Source organism: Agrobacterium sp. NPDC090283, from assembly GCF_044769685.1.
Lineage (GTDB): Bacteria > Pseudomonadota > Alphaproteobacteria > Rhizobiales > Rhizobiaceae > Agrobacterium.
Map to the genome: position 1 here is coordinate 173,004 of NZ_JBIVYG010000005.1, position 19,843 is coordinate 192,846.

At 61.0% G+C, this 19,843-nt stretch carries 17 protein-coding genes; 7 read left to right on the forward strand and 10 right to left on the reverse strand.

The window, feature by feature from the left end:
- Window positions 1-66: 66 nt before the first annotated feature.
- The 9 genes from ACIQUH_RS10020 to ACIQUH_RS10060 form a co-directional block, all read right to left on the reverse strand.
- Window positions 67-978 carry an ABC transporter substrate-binding protein gene (locus ACIQUH_RS10020; protein WP_400814349.1) on the reverse strand — a complete coding sequence of 304 codons (912 nt, stop codon included), beginning with the start codon at window positions 976-978 and terminating at the stop codon, window positions 67-69.
- Window positions 979-1,075: 97 nt separating this feature from the next.
- Window positions 1,076-1,960, reverse strand: a complete 885-nt coding sequence (locus ACIQUH_RS10025; protein WP_400814655.1) for a helix-turn-helix domain-containing protein — start codon at window positions 1,958-1,960, stop codon at window positions 1,076-1,078.
- A 372-nt stretch (window positions 1,961-2,332) separates the two neighbouring features.
- Window positions 2,333-3,385 (reverse strand): NAD(P)-dependent alcohol dehydrogenase, encoded by a 1,053-nt coding sequence (locus ACIQUH_RS10030; RefSeq protein WP_400814351.1) that lies wholly within the window; start codon window positions 3,383-3,385, stop codon window positions 2,333-2,335.
- 246 nt (window positions 3,386-3,631) lie between these two features.
- A complete protein-coding gene (locus ACIQUH_RS10035; RefSeq protein WP_400814353.1) occupies window positions 3,632-4,090 on the reverse strand; it encodes a DUF1801 domain-containing protein in 459 nt (152 codons plus the stop codon).
- Between the two features lie 254 nt (window positions 4,091-4,344).
- Entirely contained in the window at window positions 4,345-5,778 is a 1,434-nt protein-coding gene (locus ACIQUH_RS10040) for an FtsX-like permease family protein (RefSeq protein ID WP_400814355.1), read from the reverse strand.
- Window positions 5,775-6,464 carry an ABC transporter ATP-binding protein gene (locus ACIQUH_RS10045; protein WP_400814358.1) on the reverse strand — a complete coding sequence of 230 codons (690 nt, stop codon included), beginning with the start codon at window positions 6,462-6,464 and terminating at the stop codon, window positions 5,775-5,777. Before ACIQUH_RS10045 ends, ACIQUH_RS10040 begins: the two co-directional genes overlap by 4 nt.
- A 4-nt stretch (window positions 6,465-6,468) precedes the next feature.
- On the reverse strand, window positions 6,469-6,933 hold the full coding sequence (locus ACIQUH_RS10050) for a hypothetical protein (RefSeq protein ID WP_400814360.1): 465 nt from the start codon (window positions 6,931-6,933) through the stop codon (window positions 6,469-6,471).
- 114 nt (window positions 6,934-7,047) lie between these two features.
- Window positions 7,048-8,802 (reverse strand): alkaline phosphatase, encoded by a 1,755-nt coding sequence (locus ACIQUH_RS10055; protein WP_400814362.1) that lies wholly within the window; start codon window positions 8,800-8,802, stop codon window positions 7,048-7,050.
- Window positions 8,803-8,934: 132 nt separating this feature from the next.
- The gene (locus tag ACIQUH_RS10060; RefSeq protein ID WP_400814364.1) at window positions 8,935-9,528 is read right to left on the reverse strand and encodes a TetR/AcrR family transcriptional regulator; all 594 of its coding nucleotides are present in this window, start codon (window positions 9,526-9,528) and stop codon (window positions 8,935-8,937) included.
- Window positions 9,529-9,650: 122 nt separating this feature from the next.
- Here ACIQUH_RS10060 and ACIQUH_RS10065 point away from each other — a divergent pair, with 122 nt between their 5' ends.
- The 7 genes from ACIQUH_RS10065 (at window position 9,651) to ACIQUH_RS10095 (ending at window position 18,929) form a co-directional block, all read left to right on the forward strand.
- Complete coding sequence (locus ACIQUH_RS10065; RefSeq protein WP_400814367.1) at window positions 9,651-10,877, forward strand: MFS transporter; 1,227 nt, start codon at window positions 9,651-9,653, stop codon at window positions 10,875-10,877.
- Between the two features lie 302 nt (window positions 10,878-11,179).
- The gene (locus ACIQUH_RS10070; RefSeq protein WP_400814369.1) at window positions 11,180-11,683 is read left to right on the forward strand and encodes an RNA polymerase sigma factor; all 504 of its coding nucleotides are present in this window, start codon (window positions 11,180-11,182) and stop codon (window positions 11,681-11,683) included.
- 149 nt (window positions 11,684-11,832) lie between these two features.
- Entirely contained in the window at window positions 11,833-12,789 is a 957-nt protein-coding gene (locus ACIQUH_RS10075; protein ID WP_400814371.1) for a FecR family protein, read from the forward strand.
- A gap of 116 nt (window positions 12,790-12,905) precedes the next feature.
- The gene (locus ACIQUH_RS10080) at window positions 12,906-15,326 is read left to right on the forward strand and encodes a TonB-dependent siderophore receptor (RefSeq protein WP_400814373.1); all 2,421 of its coding nucleotides are present in this window, start codon (window positions 12,906-12,908) and stop codon (window positions 15,324-15,326) included.
- Entirely contained in the window at window positions 15,326-16,216 is an 891-nt protein-coding gene (locus ACIQUH_RS10085; RefSeq protein WP_400814375.1) for an ABC transporter substrate-binding protein, read from the forward strand. The genes ACIQUH_RS10080 and ACIQUH_RS10085 overlap by 1 nt, the downstream gene beginning before the upstream one ends.
- On the forward strand, window positions 16,213-18,183 hold the full coding sequence (gene fhuB / locus ACIQUH_RS10090; protein WP_400814378.1) for a Fe(3+)-hydroxamate ABC transporter permease FhuB: 1,971 nt from the start codon (window positions 16,213-16,215) through the stop codon (window positions 18,181-18,183). Before ACIQUH_RS10085 ends, fhuB begins: the two co-directional genes overlap by 4 nt.
- The gene (locus ACIQUH_RS10095; protein WP_400814380.1) at window positions 18,180-18,929 is read left to right on the forward strand and encodes a siderophore-interacting protein; all 750 of its coding nucleotides are present in this window, start codon (window positions 18,180-18,182) and stop codon (window positions 18,927-18,929) included. Before fhuB ends, ACIQUH_RS10095 begins: the two co-directional genes overlap by 4 nt.
- Before the next feature lie 26 nt (window positions 18,930-18,955).
- Here ACIQUH_RS10095 and purU read toward each other — a convergent pair whose 3' ends face one another.
- A complete protein-coding gene (purU, locus tag ACIQUH_RS10100; RefSeq protein ID WP_400814382.1) occupies window positions 18,956-19,840 on the reverse strand; it encodes a formyltetrahydrofolate deformylase in 885 nt (294 codons plus the stop codon).
- Window positions 19,841-19,843 lie beyond the last annotated feature (3 nt).

Here is a 19,843-nt window from a genome sequence, read left to right on the forward strand (position 1 = left end):
CCTCCTCAATGGTCGGGATTTAACCCCGCCCCCATACTAGATGGGGACGGGGCCTGGGAGGAGTTCTTACCAGCTGAACTCGCCGGCGTTTTTGCTGTCAACGACCATGACGTCGATCGGGACTTCCTTCGGCACGACGCGTGCGCCCCATTTCTGGGCGAGCGCCATGGCAAGGCCGACACGCACCTGGTCACGCGGGAACTGCGCGGTGGTTTCGATGAAGGGGCCACCGTCGGCAATCGCCTTCACCGCTTCCGGAGCGCCGTCCACCGAGGTCAGCTTGATGTCCTTGCCGGAACCCTGAATAGCAGCGAGTGCACCCATCGCACCGCCGTCGTTGACCGAGAAGATACCGGCGAGGTTCGGACGCGACTGGATCATGTTTTCGACGACACCGAGAGCAACGGAGCGGTCCTGGCGGCCGTTCTGCGTGTCAACGAGCTTGATCTCGGGGAATTCGGCAAGAGCCGCCTTGCAACCTTCGACGCGCTGCAGGATCGGAACGACCGGAATACCATCGAGGATGGCAACCTCGCCCTTGCCGCCAAGCGACGTGCCGAGATATTTGCAAGACTGGTAGCCCGCATCGCGGTTCTTCGAACCGACGAAGGTGTCGACCGGACCGTTGGCGTTGGCGTCAACGGCAACGACAATCACGCCGGCAGACTTGGCAGCGTGAACCGCAGCTTCGATGCCGGCGCTGTCGGTCGGGTTCAGAAGCAGGATGTCGATCTTCTGCTGAAGCATGTCTTCAACGTCGGAAATCTGCTTTGCCACATCGTGGCCGGCATCGGTGACGACGACGTCAGCACCGATGCTTGCGGCGGCTTCCTTCAGCGCTTCCTGCATCGATACGAAATAGGGGTTGTTGAGTTCCTGGAAGGTCATGCCGATCTTCAGCTTTTCCTGCGCCAGCGCCGGAGCGGCCATCATTGCAATTGCGGCTGTCGCCATCAGAAACCTGGATTTCATTTTCATCTCACTCTTCCTCCCGTTTGGAAAGTTGGGGCAACAGGTGCCCGTTTCCGGGCAGACCTCTGCCCGAATTGGTAAAAATCGGCGATGTGTCGCTGGTTTACTCCGCCATGACCGCTGCCTTCTGGGCTGCAAAAATGGTCCGGAACCTCGACGGCGACATTCCCTTGAGCTTCAGGAAATGCCGGTTGAAATTCGAAAGGTTGGAAAAGCCCACATCGTAGCAGACCTCCGCCACCTTCACGTCCTGATCCGCCAAGAGCATCTGGCAGGCGAGATCGATGCGCAGTTGATTGCGATACCGCACCAGCGTCGTTCCCGTATGGCGCTTGAAAGCACGGGAAAAGGCGCTCGGGCTCTGGCCCACCATGTCGGCCAGATCGATCTCCTCGACCTGCTCCGTCAGATGCTGGCGCAGATGCGACAGAGCGCGGTTGATGCCGCTATCGCCGATGCCGGTCAGATCAAGCTCATAACTCAGGCTTGCCAGCACCTCGGAAGACGGCGCGTTGACCAGCAGATCGAGAATTTCCCAGAAGAGCGCCAGACGCGTCAGCCCCTGCGCCTCGATCAGTCGAAGCACCAGCGGGCGAACCCGGTCGCTCGTCTCGTCGTCGAACAGAATGCCGCGGCGGCTGCGATCCAGCAGCGCGCGCACCACATCCATCTCTGCCATGGAGGTGCAGGCATCTTCGATAAAGCTCTCCGGAAACTGGATCACGAGAGAGCGTGTCGGCACGATTTCGTCCGGCTCGATCTCGCTGATCCAGTTCTGGGGGAGATTGGGGCCGGTCATGATGAGTTGACCGGGGCCGAAGCGACCGACGAAATCACCGATATAGAAGGTGCCCGACGTGGCGACGACCAGATGAATTTCGTATTCGGGATGATAATGCCAGCGCACGGTGCGGAACGGATAGCCATGCCGCCAGGCAGCGAAGGATTCGCCCTTGCGGATGTGCACCAGTTCCAGATCGGGCTGCATCATGGTTCCTCCCATCAGTCGCGTCCGCCGCGTTCACGGAGCGGAGCCATTCCTCTTTATGGCTCGTCCCAGGCGTTGATGAGGAGCATATGGCGTGCGGCATCTCTGCATCCACATCACGCCGAAGAAATTGCCGATACTTTTTTGACTCTTTTTTGTCAGGAATTGAAGAGTCGCCCGACAGGGCTGACTATAAAGGCGGCGACGGTGCCGATTTTTCCGCTCAATTTGGCGTGATGCGCCCAGACAATGCGCAACCGGAGGCGATTTCAGGTGAAATTTTGGCGTGTGGCCTGCCGGATGCCGGCAGGCCACACTCATACTTTTCCGCAACATATCTGCCGCTCCATCATCAGCGGCAGGCTTCGTCCGTTACTGCGGCATCACGATCTGCAGTTTCACATCCGTTTCCCGCGCTTCCACCGCGCGGTCAAAGCCGGCGATACTGTCTTCGAAGGGAATCGTCTCGGAAATCAATGGCTTGAGGTCTACCTTGCCGGAAGCGATGAGCGCCACGGCGCGGTCATAGACATTGGCATAACGGAAAACCGTTTCCACCCGCAGCTCCTTGGCCTGAAGGCCGACAATGTCGACCGGAACCGGATCGACCGGCATGCCAACCAGCACGATGGCACCACCCGGCCGCGCCAGTTTCGCCATGCCGAGCACGGCGGGTGCCGCACCTGAGCATTCGAAGACGATATCGCAGCCCCAGCCATCCGTTGCGGCCGAAACCGCTTCGGCGAGGTTGCGCTCACGGATGTTGACAGTCTCGATGCCGTCATAAGCGGCGATGATATCGAGCTTCGGCTGGGCGAGATCGGCAACAATGACCTTGGCGCAACCGCCGGCGAGGGCTGCCAGGGCAACCATCATGCCGATCGGGCCGGCGCCCGTGACGACGGCGATATCACCGGGCTGAATGCGCGCCCGCAGTGCCGCCTGCATGCCGATGGCGAAGGGTTCGACCATCGCCCCTTCGGCAAAGGACACATTGTCCGGCAGCTTGTAGGTGAAGGCCGCGGGGTGGATGACCTCAGGCGTCAGGCAGCCATGGATCGGCGGCGTCGCCCAGAAACGGACAGCGGGATCGACGTTATAGATGCCGAGTTTCGAGGCCCGCGATGTGGCATCGGGAATACCCGGCTCCATGCAGACGCGGTCGCCCGCCTTCAGATGGGTGACGTCGGAACCGGTTTCGATCACCGTACCGGAAGCTTCGTGGCCGAGCACCATGGGCGCGTTGACGACGAAGTGGCCGATCTTGCCATGGGTATAATAATGAACGTCCGAGCCGCAGATGCCGACCGTATGGGTGCGGATGCGCACATCCTTCGGTCCGAGTTCGCCGGATCCGGCTCCACCGGGAATATCAAAATCCCTGAGCGAGAGCTTGCCTTTTTCTTCCAGCACCAGTGCCTTCATCTCATCCTCCGTGGTTTGCGATACGCCTGGCAGCGAATTCAGTGAGCGTGATGGCGTGCAACTTCGGCAAAAGTAAACAGAAATCGGCCGGATCGGCCGGTTTTTCTTCGCGAAGGAAAAACTGTATCGAGACGCCTGCGATTTCTCATCACCGGCAGCATGCCACAGCTTTTCACGGCGGGAAAAAACGGCGCGATTCGCCGAACGCAAGATTGCGTTACGGCCCGGACTGGCGAAGCGGCCCACTCACATTTTTTCGCCCGGCAGCCGGCTCGCCTGTTTCACCCAATCGGTAAATTGCGCCTCGTCAAAAGTACCTTCATGGATATCGAGGTAACGAACCTTCGGGTGCTTGGAGGTGCCGGGCGGCAGGGGCTGCAAGGATGCGCCGTTGAGGAAGGTGACTTTGATATATTTGGTAAAACAGTGAAGGCTGAGGAACCAGACATCGTCCTCCATCCCGTAGAAGGGCGAATTCCACTTCACCGCCTTGCGGATGCCGGGCACGAGATTTTCGATCAACGCATCGATATGCGCTCCGACCGGGCTTTTCCAACCCGGCATGGCGGCGATATAGGCCCGTACCGGCGCACCGCCATATCCCTTGGCAATCTGTGGATTGCCGCCCGAAAGAAGTTTCGGTTCAGCGCCAGACGGTTCGGTCTCGACGATTTCAGGCGCTTTACCCGGCTTCTCTTCCACCATCCGGATTCCCTCCTATTGTGACACGGCTTCCCATCGTTTTCGAAAACCCCGGCACAAGCCTGCCATAAAACGCCGTCGCAGTAAAAAAACTATATTCTATCCGCCTCATCCTCTTTGGGCCTTGGAGCGCAGATTCCTGGCCGTACTTGTCCACGCAATGCGATCTCTCAGCATGGCAAAGTCGTGCCAATGACCCCGCTAGCACGCCATTCGAATCTGAAAAACGCATTGGCTATCATAGCTTATGCGTGGTCTCAGGCGCGCAGGGCGGCAGCCGGGGACTGGCGATAGGCGAGCAGCGCCGGTATGGCCGCGAGAATGGCGGCAAATCCCAGCAGGAAGAGAGCAAGACGCAAATCTTCGCCGGTGAAGCCGACCGGCAGGATCACGCCGCTTTTTGCGGTGAAGAGCTGCGCGCCGATATGGGCAGCACCCAGTCCCAGCAGAAAACCGATGCCGACACCGAGCGCCACCAGAAAGAAAAGCTCCAGCCAGACGATGGCGAAAACCGAGCCGCGCGGCGCACCGAACGCCCGCAATGCACCGATCTGCCGACGCCGTTGCCCGACATGGATCACCGTGACCAGCATCAGCGCCGCCGCCACCAAACCTTGCGAACCGGCGGCGACCGCGCTCAGGACCTTCTTGGCGTCGCCAAGCGTCGCATAAAGACCGGTCAGCACCTCGCCCGGGAACACGCCGAGCGTATTGCCGCTGCGATATTCCTGCCGCAGGCGATAGGCATCGGCAATCGTTTTCGGCTTGACGAGAATGGCCGGCAGGCCGGGCAGGCCATCGCCGAAACTCTCCACGATCGGCGCATCGGGATCGATGTTGCCACGATGATCGTCTCCCCCATGCGCCGACGTTGCGGGACCGAGGGCCAAGGCGTGTTTTTGCGCCGGCGAGGCCGCAAGCTGAACGGACGCTTCGGCATGGTCCGCCTCGCCTTCGGCATGCGCGCCGCCATCCTCGTGATGGTTCCCATCTTCATGGGCGTGATCGTGACCATCCTCGTGATGATGCCCGTCGGCATGCGCATCACCCTCGCCATGCCCCTCCTCGTGGTCATGACCATGGTCCTCGCCAAGGCCATGAACGTGCCAGACGGCCTGGATCGGCACAAGAATGGCGCGATCCCACGGCGTACCGGTCGGTTGCAACTTGCCGACGACCCTGTAGGCGATCTCGGTATGGGTATGGCCGCCGGTCTCGGCCGTGCCATGCATCGGCTTGATCTCGGCACCGACCGACAGATCGACGGCAGCGCCGAGGACGGCTTCGCCTTCCAGAGCGAACATCCTGCCTTCGGCAAAACCGGGCGTCGTATTGCTGACAAGGCTCGTCGTCGTGCCGACGATGGGGTAACCGGCAAAGGAATCGCCAAACCCGACCGGGGCGGCCCAGGCGACGCGCGGATCGGCGGAGAGCCTGGTGAGAACGGCGCCATCGACGAGCGGCAAAGGGGCCGCCTGAAGAAAGATGGAAGAAAGGACCAGCTGGGTTTCGCTGCCGGCCGCGCCGATGACGAGATCGAATTTATCGGCGGCGCGGGCGCTGCCAAGCCGTAGCGACCGTTCCTGCAGCGTCACCGCAACACCAAGTGCTGTGGCAAGCGCCACGAGCAGAACCACAACGGCGCCGCCCAACCACAGGCGGCGCAGGTCGGCGAGGATGAAGCCGATCATGCCGCGATCTCCTTCCGCTCGCTATCCGCAACGATACGGCCGCCGCTGAGGGTCAGACGCCGGTCGAGACGGCCGATGAGGTGCTGATCGTGGCTGGCGACGATCAGCGTGCTGCCGGTGCTGGTGGCGACGGACAGAAGCAGGTCACCGACAGCCTCGCCGCTTTCGAGATCGAGGCTCGCGGTCGGTTCGTCGGCGATGATGACGCCGGGACTGCGCAGCAGTGCACGGGCGATGGCGACACGCTGCATTTCACCCCGCGACATGGTCTCGACATGCTGCTCCGGCCGCTTGAGGCCGACGGTGGCGAACAGGGCTTCCGCGCGTTTCATAAGCGCCGCATCCGCCACGCGCGACAGGCGGGCGGGCAGCAGGATATTATCCAGCGCGGACAGGCCGGGAAAAAGATGAAACTCCTGCATGACGAGGCCGATATTGGCGGCCCGCCAGCGGTCGCGACGGCCTTCGGACAAGTCAGCGATGTTCTCTGCACTCCAGACGACGCGGCCGGCCTGCACGCGTTCGAGGCCGGCGACGATGTTGATGAGCGTGCTCTTGCCTGAACCGGAACCGCCCGTCAGCGCGACGCGGCTTCCGGCGGAGATCTCCAGATGGTCGATAACGAGAACCGGCGACGCGAGACCGGGAAAGGACACGGCAAGATGATCTATATTCAGGGGCAGCATGGTCTCAAACCGTCGCGTATTCTGCCTGGCGAATGCGCAGCAGGCTGACGAAGCCGGTATCGGGATCCGTCCACGAGCCGGTTTCCAAGGTGCCGCGCACTTCGATCGTCTGGCTGGGCTGGGTAAAGGTCTGCTTTTCGCCGAGATAGACCACGACGATATTGTCCGGCCAGTCAGAATCGGTGGAGCAAAAAGGGCAGATCGACATGGGTATTTCGGTCAGCACGAAAAACTGCGCTTCGGCCTTCAGCGGCGGCGCCATGAAACCGCGCATGGCGATATCCTTGCCGTTCAGCTGCTTGACCTTTTCGGAAAATTCCAGTCCGAGGACGCTGACCTTGCCGTAGAGTTCGTCAAAGGTAAGGTCGCTTTTCGCCTGCGCGCGCGTGCCGGCGGCCAGCAGCGGCAGACCGGCAATGAGACCCAGTGTCTGGCGGCGGGTGAACCGCGCCTGATCAGGCTTGCCCATGACCATTCTCCTTCTTGAAAGGTCCTTCATCGCCAGCCGACAGGGCCGGCAATGCAAGACCGGAAGTGACGACGAGGGCACGCCATGGCGGCGCGCCCTCGCCCCGTTCAGGTCTTAGTTGGTCTGCTTGGCGCCGAGTGCGAAGGCTTCAGCGAGACCCTTGTAAACGTCACTCTGTTCCATATAGCCGCGGAAGCCTTCGGCACCGGGGCCTTCAGCCTGCAGCACGACGTCATCCACTGCGTGGACACCGCTGTCCGAGCTCTTCGGAATGATGCCGGTGACGAGCACGGCACCGGGAACATCCTTGTACTGCTCGTTGGCGATGTATTCCTTCTTTTCGTTCTGGATGGCCGGTGCAAAGGGGCCATCGAGCTTCGGACGGAAGGTTTCGTAGTGGTCCGGACCGTTATTGGCGTTCAGGAACAGGCGACGCGAAACATCGACATTGTCCGGATAGCCATCGCCGTCCTTGTCTTCGTAGTTCGGGAAACCGGCTTCGGCATAGGTGCCGACCTTTTCGCGCATGTCGGTGCCGGGCTTGTTGTCATCAACGGTGCCGATGATGGAAACGCCATGCGTGTGGTCGCCGGTGACGATGATCAGCGTATCGGGGTTCTTCGCCGCAAATTCGCGGGCAATGCCGATGGTCTTGTCGAATTCGATGGTATCGACAACGGCGCGATCCCAGTCGAGCGGGTGGGACATCTTGTCGACATTGGCCGCTTCAACCATCAGGAAGAAACCTTCCGGGTTCTTCGAGAGATTGTCGAGCGCAACCTTGGTCATCTCAACGAGACCGGGCTGATCCGGGAACTTGGCCGTGGTGCCCTTCTTCAGGAATTCGCGGTCAAGCGTGGTATCCATGTTGCCGGTGTGGAACAGGCCGAGGATCTTGCCGGTATTGGTGCCCGAAGCCGCTGCGAGTTCCGCCTTGCTGGTCGCCAGCGTGTAGCCGGCTTCCTTGAACAGGGCGATATAATCCTTGTCGTCCTTGCGCTTGGAACCCGCGGTGGCCTGCGGCAGGAAATAAGCGGAGCCGCCGCCGAGAAGAACATCCGGCTTCACGTCGAACAACATGCCGTTGATTTCGGCCTTGTCGCCGCGCTTGCGGGTGTGGGCGACGACGGCAGCCGGCGTCGCATCCTGCACTTCGGCGGTCGAGATGATGCCGATCGACTTCTTGGTCTGGCGACGCAGCGCTTCGGCCAGCGTTTCCACCTTCGGATCGTCAAGCGAGGCCGAGGTGCGGTCGGCATAAACGCCGATGGCGTTCACGGCGGTCTTGTGACCGGTCATGTAAGCCGACATGGTGTTGGCGCTGTCGGTGGCGACGGCGTCGGTGGCGGAGGTGCCGATGAAGGCGACCGGCGGCACGTCATCCATGTTGAGACGGCCATTGGCCTTGCCCTCGGTCATGCCCTTGGACATGATGCGGGCGGCGGTGCGATGCGCAACCGAAAGACCGTCGGCGATCAGGAAGATGACGTTCTTGGCCTTTGCCTGGGCGGGCGTGCCATAAACGGCCCAGGTCACGCTCTTGGTTTCGGAACCGGCCGAAACTTCAACCTTGTAGTCACCGGCATTGGCAAGCGTGACGCCACGCAGGATGACGGCCGAGCCAAGAACCTTGTCCTTGTTCTTTTCTTCGGCGACGAACTCGGCATCCTTGCCGAGAGCGGCCTTGTAATCCTGGCCGTTGACGGTGATCTTGACGTCTTCCGGCTTCACGACGGAAGCGAACTCGACTTTAAAATCAAACGGCGAACCCGTCAGGATCGTAGCACGATCAAGCGGATAGACCTCGGCAGCCTGAGCGGCGCCGGCAAGAACGGTCGTAGCGACCAAAGCGGCAACAATTTTGCGCATATTCCCCTCGCGAGACATGTGAAAACCACAATCTCTCCTAGACCCGCCATATGACAGTTGCATGACTTGCGGACGCCCATATCCCGAAAGCGGACGTTGAAGGGAAATTTACCGGGCCTCGTGAAACCCGGATCAGTCTTTCCTGACCCTCAGACCATCCAGCAGGGTCCGGAAACTTTCCACGGCTCGTTTCGAGGTCGTTTCGGGGTCGTCTGAATTCGCTATCCATTGGGCGGCACTGCTGCTTGCCGCATTGATGAAACGGGCGCATGCCTCCGGATCGACATTGACGATGGTCCCCTCCTCTTTCAGCGCGTCGAGGCTTCGCGCGACAGCCGAAATGCAGCCATTGGCGTTTGGCCAGCGGGACGGGTCACCCAGCACGGCCGGCCCGTCGCGGAACATGATCCGCTGGATCTCCGGCTCGAGGGCCATGCGGACATAACCCACATTCTCCTCGACGAAACCCTCCCACCGGGTGGCAGCCCTGGACGAAATCTCACAGAGCCTCGTCGTCATTTCCGCGTCGATCTCTGCCACGACGGCCAGCAGCAAGCCCTTCTTGTCGCCGAAATGGTGATAGAGCGCACCGCGGGTGAGACCGGCCTCGGCGGTAAAGTCGTCCATCGATGCTTCCGCATAACCGATGCTGCCAAAGGCCTTGCGGCCGGCAGCCAGAAGCTTCGCCCGCGTCTCGGCAATCATTTCGCTGCGAGGTTTGCGCATTTTCTCTCCATTCTCCACATACGCCGCGTATATTAGTTGACATACGCCACGTATGCAATTATCTCATTTCACATACGCCACGTATGTGTGTGGTGGACACCCTCAGAACAAGGTGCATCCCGATGGCTAATCCATACAGAGAAATTTTCCGTGCTCCAGGAGCAAAAGGTTTTTCCGCCGCTGGTTTCTTTGCCCGCCTTCCCATTGCCATGGCCCCGATCGGTATCGTCGCCATGCTGTCGCAAACCCATGGCGAATATTGGCTGGCCGGCGCCGTCTCCGCAACCTTTGCGCTCACCAATGCCGCCGTCTCCCCGCAAATCTCCCGGCTGGTGGATCGCAAGGGGCAGAGCCGTGTCCTCATCCCGGCGACCATCGTTTCGGTCATCGCCTTTGCGGCGCTGATTATCGCGACAAATCAGAGATGGCCCGCCTGGACGCTGTTCCTCTCCGCCTTTCTCGCCGCTGCCATGCCGAGCATTCCCGCCATGATGCGCGCCCGCTGGACGGAAATCTTCCGCGACCGGCCGGAGCTGAATACCGCTTTCGCCTTTGAATCCGCCGCCGACGAACTCGTCTACATTTCCGGCGCCTCGCTTTCCGTCGGCCTTGCCGTTTCACTCTTTCCGGAAGCCGGCATGATGATCAGCACCGCCTTCCTGGCGCTCGGCACCTTTGCCTTCCTTCTGCAACGCTCGACCGAGCCCAAGGTGCGGCCTGTTGAAAGCGGCCGCCCGCAGCGTTCGGCCATCTCCCTGCGCCCGGTCCAGATCATCACGCTTGCCCTGATCTTCGTCGGCTCGACCTTCGCCACGGCCGAGGTAAGCGCCGTCGCAATCACCAAGGCGCTTGGCCAACCGGAAGCCGCCAGCCTCGTCATCGGTGTCTATGCCATCGGCTCTTTCGTGGTCGGCCTCATTCTCGGCGCGCTCAATCCCAAAATGCCGTTGCAACGTCAGTTGCTGATCGCCGTCAGCGTGCTTGCACTCACCGCGCTGCCGCTCCTCGTCGCCAATACCAGCGTTGCCCTGCTCGCCTTTGCCGTTTTCCTCAGCGGCGTTGCGATCTCGCCGATCTTCATCACGTCATTCGGCCTGATCGAGCGCCGCGTGCCTGAATCAATGCTGACGGAAGGCGTGACCTGGGTCATGACCGGCATCGGTATCGGCATGGCGCTCGGCGCCTTCGTCTCCGGCTGGGTGATCGACAATTTCGGCCCGGATAACGGTTTCTGGGTGTCCGTCGCCGCAAGCCTTTCGACAGTCGCCATCATCGCGCTCGGCCAGCGCAGCCTCTCCGGAGATCGCGGACGCCTCGGCACGGAGGCCGTCGCGCAGCCCGCCGAATAGCAACCTTTACTCGTAGTCTGCCTCACTCATCGCGGCATTTGATATGTACGCATGAAAGTCACAGACTAATCTATAATAGAGCGACTGTTTTACTTTGCTGTCGCCCCGCAAGCATGATACCGGCAACGTCCACGGCCGATGATATCATGCCTGCGGGGCGATCCCGTTTATCAAGGCCGTCGCTTCGCATATTCTCGAATTCGGCACCGATTGCACACAATCGACCGACGGCTGCATCGTTCGACATACCGGCCCGCCCGCTTTCCGGGGGCACGGGGGTCGATTACCGGAAGGCAAGGCTTTTGAGTTGGGATCTGCAGGAATTGTTCCGGCTATATGCGAAGGGCATCGTCAGGTCCCTGCGCAGCAGGGGCATCGATCCTGAAACGGCATCCGATCTGGCGCAGGATGCGTTCCTGAAGGTGTTGGCCTCACCACCGCCGGCGAGTGTGGCTTCCCATAATCCCAAATCCTATCTCTATACGGTGGCGCGCAATCTCAGCATCGACCATTATCGCCGTGAACGCAGCCTCCGCCGTGTCGATCTGCCGCAAAATGCCTTCGATGCCATCATCGACCCATCGCCATCGGCCGAAACCATCGTCTATGACCGCCAGCGGCTGCAACTGGTGGAGCAGGCGCTTGCGGAACTGCCGCGGCGGGTGCGCGAGGCATTCCAGTTGCACCGGATGGGCGGCCTGACAATCAGCGAGGTGGCACAGAGGCTCGGCATGTCCACCACCCGCACCTGGGTTTTGATCCGCGACGCCTACGAGCATATAGAGGACCGGCTGAACGGCCTCTAGGGGCAAATGCCGCCCATCTTGACCAGATATCACCGTTTAATCGCCGGCCGGCGTATTAAACTTCCTTCATCCGGAAATATGCGGCCTCTCATTCGTATATATCAAAGGCTGTGACACTGTCCGATCTCCGGCAATCCTGAAAGGCCCCTATGAACGAAGTGTCGGAAGAGCGGCGCCTGTTTCGTGAAGCTGCGGATATTGCCATTCGCCTGCAGAACGACCCCGGCAATCCCGTCGCCATCGAAACCGCGCGTGCCTGGATCGAGCGCGGGCCGGCCCATGCGGCCGCCTGGGCGAAGGTCGCCGCGATCCATGGCATGACTGGCCAGATTCTCGCCGAGGAGGCACGCTCCACGCAGAAGGGTTTCGACCCTAACCGGCGTCTTCTGCTTGTCGGGGGCGTGCTCTGTCTCGGCGCGGCGGCGGGCGGTTCGGTGCTGGCGCCCTATGTGTCGCTGCGCGCCCGTGCCGATTATCTGACGTCGACGGCCGAGATCAGAAAAATTCCCCTCGATGATGGCAGCGTGGTCACGCTTGGACCGGACAGCGCAATCGCGGTGGATTTCAGCGAGCGGGCAAGACGGGTGAACCTCCTGTCGGGCATGGCCTATTTCGAGGTCATGCCCGATCCGTCGCGCCCCTTTTCGGTCACCTATGGGCCGCTGACCGCGACAGCGCTCGGGACGGCTTTCGATGTTTCCGGGGACGATCTCTCCATCTCGGTCTCCGTCGATCACGGACTTGTTCTTGCCACGTCGCCCGATCTGCCCTCCCCCCAGGGAGAAAAACTGGCGGCAGGGGATTGGCTGACCTATGACCAGGCATCGCGCCGCATGGATCGCGGCGTCAGGGAAGCCTCGGAAATCGCGGCCTGGCGCACGGGCATGCTCATTGCCGAAAAGGAAACCGTCGCGGCGGTGGTCAATCGCATCGCCCGCTGGCAGCAGGGCAAGGTGGTCATCGCCACCCCCGCCCTTAAAAACAATGTCGTCAGCGGCGTATTCGATCTCGCCGATCCCGTCCGCGCGCTCGATGCGGTGGTGCGTCCGTTCGGCGGCAAGGTGCGGACAGTCACGCCATTTTTGACCGTTATCTCCTCCATCTGATAAAACTTGAGAAAAAGAGGAAAATTTTCGAACGCCATTCGTATTGTCCTCAGGAAGCCCGCCGACAGCATCCGTCGGCCGGTCTTCGGGGACATATCTAATGGAGTGGTTTTCACATGGGGAATGAGTTCTCATCGGCTCATAAGGGTAACAACAGGGGTCGCCTGGGTCATGGCGCGCTCGTCGCCGCTTTTTTAACAACGACATCGGCGCTCACCGCCGGCCTCGCCGCACAGCCCGCCTTTGCGCAGGCGGTTTATTCGGTTCCGGCCGGCCCGCTGAACAAGTCGCTGGCGACTTTCGGAAAACTGTCGGGGACGCAGATTTCCTATGATGCTTCGATCGCGCGCGGAAAGCTGTCGCAGGGCGTGAGCCGTGCGACCACCCGCGAGCAGGCAATCGTGGAGCTGCTGCGCGGCACCGGCCTCGTCTATTCCTTCACCGACGCCACCTCCGTGGTCATTGCCGCGCCGGTCAGCGCCGCAACGGCTGCGGCAGCCGGAAACTCCACCCTTCTCCAAACCATCACCGTTCAGGGTTCGCAGGGCGCATCGGCTCTGCAGCAGGACGGGCTGGCGCAGGACGGCTACCGCACAGAGACCCTGTCCTCCCTCGGCCTGCTGGGGCAGACTGCCATTCGCGACACGCCGTTCTCGGTCGCCGTCGCGCCGAGGGAGCTGATCCAGAATATCCAGGCGCAATCGCCTGAGGATATCTACCGTGTCCTGCCGACCATCCGCAGCCAGACGCCGCAAATGTCCGGCTGGGCGCCGATGGCCAATATTCGCGGTTTCACCACCTATGACACGGCCGAAGACGGCTTTCGCCGCTCCTACAGCCACGCGACGGTGCTGGAAGACAAGGAACGCACTGAGGTTCTTTCCGGCCTTTCGGGCTTTCTCTATGGCGCGGCCTCGCCCGCCGGCATGATCAACTATGTCTACAAGCGCCCGACGCAGGAACGCCTGAACAGCGTGACGGTCGGCAATTACGGCGGCTCGCAGGCATTCGTCCACGGCGATTTCGGCGGCCGCATCGATCCGGAAGGCGATATGGGCTACCGCCTCAACATCGTCCGCTCGGCGGGAGACACCGCCATCGACGATCAGAATGTCGACCGCTTTCTCGCAAGCGGCGCTTTCGACTGGAACATTACCGACCGGCTGAAGCTGGAACTCAACGCATCCTATAGCAAATACAAGCTGGACGCCGCCAACTCCTACTGGGCTTTCGCGGACGGTGTGCCGCATGGCGATGCGCCCGACGCCAGCAGGAACTGGAGCCAACCCTGGATTCACGACGAAATCGAGAAAAAACGATACTCTGCCAAGCTCACCTACGATGTGAACGAGGCCATTACCCTGCGCGGCGGATATATGCGGGAATATATCGACCGGCCGGTTCAGGATCACACTATGAATCTTGTTCAGTCCGCGGAGGAATATTCCCAGATCGCAATCCGCTCCGGCAGGACAAAAAACGTCTTCGACGCCGCGAATTTTTTCGCTGACGTCTCCTTCGACACCGGCGCGGTGTCCCACAAGTTGACCGCCGGATATTACATGTATCAGGGCAAGGACTGGGGCACGACTTACAACCCCAATACCGGCTGGCAGCCGTCATTCCCCCTGTCTTCTCCCCGGCATATTGCCGAGCCGACTTTCCCGCCCAACACCGGCACGCTCTACAAGTCCGGCTATGTGCGCAATCATAACTTCGTCGTCGGCGACCAGATCGAATTCGACGAACAATGGTCGGCCCTCGTCGGCGCCAATTACAGCATGATCCAGAGCCAGTCGCTGGACAGCAGCGGCGCCCGCTCCGCACCGGATTACGATGAAGCAAGGCTCTCGCCTTCTGCCTCGCTGCTGTTCAAGCCGATAGAGAAGGTTACTCTTTATGGCAGCTATATCGAAGGGCTGGAGCAAGGTGGCGTCGCACCGGATACGGCCGTAAACAGCGGGCAAATTCTCGCCCCCATGGTCAGCAAGCAGAAGGAAATCGGCATCAAGGGCGATGTCGGCGACATGCTGCTGACGGCGGCGCTCTTCGACATCTCCAAGGCCTACGAACTGACGACGGATGCCAATGTCTACACGCAGGACGGACGCCAGCGCCATCGCGGCATCGAGTTCACAGCGACCGGCAAGGTGACGGATGACCTTACCATTCTCGGCGGCGTGACGTTCCTCGATGCCAAGGTCGAAGGCGGAACCTATGACGGCAAGCGCCCCATGAATGTCGCCAATGTTCTGGCCAAGGTCTATGCCGAATATGAGGTCCCCACCGTCGAGGGCCTCTTCCTGACCGGCGGCCTTTATTTCACCGGCAAACAATGGGCGACATCCGAAAACAACGACCGTCTCCCCTCCTATGTCACCGCCGATCTGGGGCTGCGCTACACCACCGAGAACTTCGGCAATCCGCTAACCTTCCGGCTGAACGTCAGCAACATCACCGACGAGAACTACTGGCAGAACAGCTATTATCTCGGAGCGCCGAGAACCGTCTCCTTCTCGGTTCAGGCGAAATTCTGATGATGCTGCGTAATTCCCTGTCCCGCAGAGCGTTACTCTGCGGGGCGGGTTCGTTTTTTCTCACAAACCAGCCCTCATCCGCCGCCCGCACCGGCGGCATTGTCGCCATGGACTGGGTGAGCGGGCAAAACCTGCTGGCGCTGGGTGTGCAGCCCGCCGCCATGCCGGAACTGGAGCGTTATGGCAGTCTCGTCGTCGAACCGGCCCTGTCGCCGTCGGTCGCCGAGCTTGGATTGCGGTCAGAGCCCAATCTGGAACTCGTCGACCGCCTTCGACCAAGCCTGATACTGCACAGCGACGATTTCACCATGGCCGCCAGCCGGCTTGCCTCCATCGCCCCCAGCCACCTTTTCGATGCCGGTGTAACTGCCGGCGACAACCATTTAATGAGTGGTAGAAACGCTCTCATCGCGCTCGCCGCGCGGCTCGGCGAGCCCGGCCGGTTTGACGCGTTTCAGGAAAGTTTCGATACCGAAATGCGGCAGGCACGCGCACGGCTCGCCGCCTATGACGGACGACCCCTGTTGCTGGCAACGGTCATAGATGGCAGGCGACTGCTGGTTTTCGGCAGGAACAGCCTTTTTCAGAACGTCCTCGACCAATTCGGCATAAAAAACGCCTGGGACGGTTACACCTCGCGATATGGTCATACCACAGTGACGGCCGACCAGCTTTCCCGCCATCCTCAGGCACGGCTTTTATGCATCGGCGATACCAGCAGCGAGAAACTGGACATGCTTCTCGCGGCACCCGTCATCAAAAGCCTGCCATTTGTCCGCGAAAACCGGTTGGTACGGATAAAGGACGTGCTGTTTTACGGCGGGTTGCCGCCGGCAAAACGTTTCGCGCGCCTCGTTTCCGAAGCCCTTGCCGGTGAGGCATCGCAATGAAGAAGGCGGCGAACATTTCCACAATCGTCGTCACGTCGTTTACTATCGTCTGCGCCGGCCTCACAGGCCTCAACCTGTTTCTGCGCATGCCGGATGGAATGCCGCTTGCAGCCCTGTTCTTTCCAGATCCGGACGTGACGGCACAGATGCTGCTTCACAATACCTTTCTGCCGAGGATCGTGGTCGCGCTGATGACCGGCGCGACGCTCGGCCTTGTCGGGGCGATCCTGCAAAACATCCTGCGCAATCCGCTCGCCGAGCCGGCGACGCTCGGCATTTCCGCCGGCTCCTATCTGCTGCTTGCCATTGCCACGCTCTGGTTCCCGCAATGGGCTGGCGCACAGGAATGGGTCGCCTTCGCGGGGGCCGCCCTGTCGCTTCTGGCGATCCTCGCACTTTCCTGGCGCAAGGGCCTGTCGCCCGTCACCGTCACGCTGGCAGGCATGATCGTCAGCCTTTATTGCGGTGCCGCGAGCGCCGTTCTGGTGCTGTTCAATCACGATTTTCTCGTCAGCATCTTTTTATGGGGCGCGGGCTATCTCGACCAGCAGGACTGGAGCGCCGTCGCCTTTCTCGCCCCTCGCCTCGCCGTTCTCGTCCTTGCCGTCGTGCTGCTCCTTCGCCCGCTGACGATCATGACGCTTGAGGACGCCAATGCAAAAAGTCTCGGCCTGTCGCTCGCCACCTATCGCCTGCTGACGCTGGTGGTGGCGGCCGCCTTGACGGCGGTTGTCACCGCTTCTGTCGGCATCATCAGCTTTATCGGGCTCGCCGCACCCGCACTGGCGCGTGCCTGCGGCGCGAGGCGAATGGCGGCGCAGCTTGGTTATTCGGCGAGCCTTGGCGCGCTGCTGCTGACCTTGACCGACCAGATCGTCCTGTTTTTCCCCGTTACCTATCGATTGTTCCCAACCGCTGCCGTCACCGCTCTCCTCGGCGCTCCGCTGATGTTTGCGCTGATCAGGCGGCTGAAGATGCCGGCGCCGCCACAGCCCGGCGCACAGCCGGCGGCAGCGCGCCTTGCCCGGCCCGTGCCGGTCTTGCTCTACCTCCTCGCCATTCTCTGTGTTGCCGCCGGTGTGGCGCTGTTCGTCGGCAAAAGCGCGGACGGCTGGTTCTTATCGGGGTTCTACGACACACATAGTCTCGGCTGGCGCTGGCCGCGAGCACTCGCGGCTTTCAGCGGCGGGGCCATGCTGGCGCTTGCAGGCGCCATTCTGCAGCGCGTCACCGGCAATCCCATGGCATCCCCGGAAGTGCTGGGCGTGTCTTCCGGGGCGATGCTCGGCGTTATCGCGGTTCTTCTCACGCTGGCCGCGCCCAGCCGCTCCGCGCAGATCCTCGCCGGCGCTGCGGGTTCGCTGACGGTTTTGCTGTTGATGCTGACCCTGTCGCGCAAGCCGGGTTTTTCGGGTGACCGGCTGCTGCTGATCGGTATCGCACTCAGCTCCGTCTCCGGTTTCGTCATGGCGGTTTTGATGACATCGCAGGATCCGAGGCTCGGCCAGCTTCTCGCCTGGCTTTCCGGCTCCACCTATGCGGTCGCGCCGGGCGAAGCTGTCATGGCGGCGGTGCTGCTTTTTTTTGGGCTTGCCTTAACCCCCTTCATTCGCCGCTGGCTGGACGTGCTGCCGCTTGGTGAAGACATCGCCAGAAATACCGGCGTCTCTATCGTGACAAGCCGAAACAGTCTTTATTCACTTTCCGCCGTTCTTACCGCAAGCGCCACGATCCTTGTCGGCCCCTTGAGTTTCGCCGGCCTGATGGGACCGCATCTGGCCCGGCTTGCAGGTTTCCAGCGCGCCGGCACGCAATTGCCTGCGGCGGCGCTGATCGGCGGGCTTATCCTGCTCACCGCCGACTGGCTGGGGCGCAACCTCATTTTCCCGTTTCAGATACCCGCGGGCCTCCTGGCGACAGTGGTTGGCGGGCCGTTCTTGCTTGTACTTATCGGAAGGCGCGCATGACCATATTTACGGATGAAAGTTTCAGGATTCTGACAGTGGTCGACAGCCAGCGCCTCGCCCCGTTCATGCAGCGCCTGCGATTTACCGGCAACGGGCTCCAGCGTTTCGATACGCTGAAGAACCTGCATGTCAGGCTTTATTTCTCAAGGCAAAACAACAGCACTGGCCATAACCTGCCTGCCACGGAAAATGTTGCGGAGCCCACGGATGCCTTCGACGTGCGCTACTACACGATCCGGGCGATAGACCCCGATAGCGGTTTTATCGACATCGATTTCGTCCTGCATGAAGATGAGGGGCCGGGATGTTCCTTCGCCCGGAATGCCCGTCCCGGCGCACTTTGCGGCATGTCCGGCCCATGCGGGCTGGGAGTGAAGCCGGCAAAAAACTATCTGCTGGCCGGAGATGAAACGGCCCTGCCCGCCATTGCCCGCATCTGCGAAAATATGCCCGAACATGCTGTGGGCCAGATCTTCCTTCGCGCCGAGAATTGCCGATATGACATCGCGACACCTTCCGGCATGCAAATATACTGGCTGCCGCGCTCGACCGTGTCTCCCGAAAAATTCGTTGAGCGGGTTGGCGATGCGGCAATGGAGACAGCCGCTTCCACCAGCGATTATTTCCTGTGGCTCGCCAATGCATTCTCCCAGTGGCAGGGCTTTCGGGACAAATTATCGCTCCTGTCCAAAAAGCGTTATCTCAACGCCTGCTACTGGCGGGACGACATGCCGGCGAGCCACTGACCAGGGACGCCAATCACGAGCCGCCTTCAGCCCATGCGCTCGGACACGTGTTCTCCGGGAGATGCGGGAAAGACGACCGTCCTGTTTCCGTTCAGGAAGACCCGATGATGAATATGGGCGTGGATGGCGCGGGCCAGAACCTGGCTTTCCACATCCCGCCCCAGGCTCACATAATCCATCGCACTCTGGGCATGGGTCACGCGGATCGTATCCTGTTCGATGATCGGCCCTTCGTCGAGATCGGCGGTGACGTAATGGGCGGTCGCGCCGATCAGCCTCACCCCGCGCTCATAGGCCTGCTTATAGGGGTTGGCACCCTTGAAGGAGGGCAGGAACGAATGGTGGATATTGATGATGCGGCCAGACATTTCCTGACACAGCCGGTCCGACAGCACCTGCATGTAGCGCGCCAGCACCACGAGTTCCGCCCCGGTATCCTGCACCACCTGCAGGATCGCGGCTTCCGCCTCGGGCTTCGTTTCCGGCGTGACACGAATGTGGTGAAAGGGGATATCCTCGTTCACCACCTGCTTCTGGTAATCCAGATGATTGGAGATCACGGCGACGATCTCGACCGGCAGTGCGCCAATGCGGGAGCGATACAACAGATCGTTCAGGCAATGGCCGAAACGCGAGACCATGATCACGACTTTCGTCTTTCGCGAAAGGTCGTGGATATCATAGTCCATCTCGAAATCGGTCGCGACGGGACCGAAGCCGTCAAGCAGCGCCTCGCGTCCCGATCCCTGTTCGGAAACGAAACTCAACCGCATGAAAAAACGGCCCGTCTCCTGGTCTGTGAATTGCGAACTGTCGTTGATGTTGCAGCCGGACCGGGCGAGATAACCCGAGACGGCGGCGACGATGCCGCTGCGCGCCGGGCACGCGACTTTCATGATATAGGTGGTCAAATC

Bases quoted from the DNA above. Each gene is read 5' to 3' on its own strand.
- ACIQUH_RS10080 (WP_400814373.1), top strand. From the start codon at position 12,906: ATGGGGAATGAGTTCTCATCGGCTCATAAGGGTAACAACAGGGGTCGC.
- ACIQUH_RS10020 (WP_400814349.1), bottom strand. From the start codon at position 978: ATGAAAATGAAATCCAGGTTTCTGATGGCGACAGCCGCAATTGCAATG.
- ACIQUH_RS10055 (WP_400814362.1), bottom strand. From the start codon at position 8,802: ATGCGCAAAATTGTTGCCGCTTTGGTCGCTACGACCGTTCTTGCCGGC.
- fhuB (WP_400814378.1), top strand. From the start codon at position 16,213: ATGAAGAAGGCGGCGAACATTTCCACAATCGTCGTCACGTCGTTTACT.
- ACIQUH_RS10045 (WP_400814358.1), bottom strand. From the start codon at position 6,464: ATGCTGCCCCTGAATATAGATCATCTTGCCGTGTCCTTTCCCGGTCTC.
- ACIQUH_RS10095 (WP_400814380.1), top strand. From the start codon at position 18,180: ATGACCATATTTACGGATGAAAGTTTCAGGATTCTGACAGTGGTCGAC.
- ACIQUH_RS10050 (WP_400814360.1), bottom strand. From the start codon at position 6,933: ATGGGCAAGCCTGATCAGGCGCGGTTCACCCGCCGCCAGACACTGGGT.
- ACIQUH_RS10085 (WP_400814375.1), top strand. From the start codon at position 15,326: ATGATGCTGCGTAATTCCCTGTCCCGCAGAGCGTTACTCTGCGGGGCG.
- ACIQUH_RS10060 (WP_400814364.1), bottom strand. From the start codon at position 9,528: ATGCGCAAACCTCGCAGCGAAATGATTGCCGAGACGCGGGCGAAGCTT.
- ACIQUH_RS10075 (WP_400814371.1), top strand. From the start codon at position 11,833: ATGAACGAAGTGTCGGAAGAGCGGCGCCTGTTTCGTGAAGCTGCGGAT.
- ACIQUH_RS10030 (WP_400814351.1), bottom strand. From the start codon at position 3,385: ATGAAGGCACTGGTGCTGGAAGAAAAAGGCAAGCTCTCGCTCAGGGAT.
- ACIQUH_RS10065 (WP_400814367.1), top strand. From the start codon at position 9,651: ATGGCTAATCCATACAGAGAAATTTTCCGTGCTCCAGGAGCAAAAGGT.
- ACIQUH_RS10025 (WP_400814655.1), bottom strand. From the start codon at position 1,960: ATGCAGCCCGATCTGGAACTGGTGCACATCCGCAAGGGCGAATCCTTC.
- ACIQUH_RS10040 (WP_400814355.1), bottom strand. From the start codon at position 5,778: ATGATCGGCTTCATCCTCGCCGACCTGCGCCGCCTGTGGTTGGGCGGC.
- ACIQUH_RS10035 (WP_400814353.1), bottom strand. From the start codon at position 4,090: ATGGTGGAAGAGAAGCCGGGTAAAGCGCCTGAAATCGTCGAGACCGAA.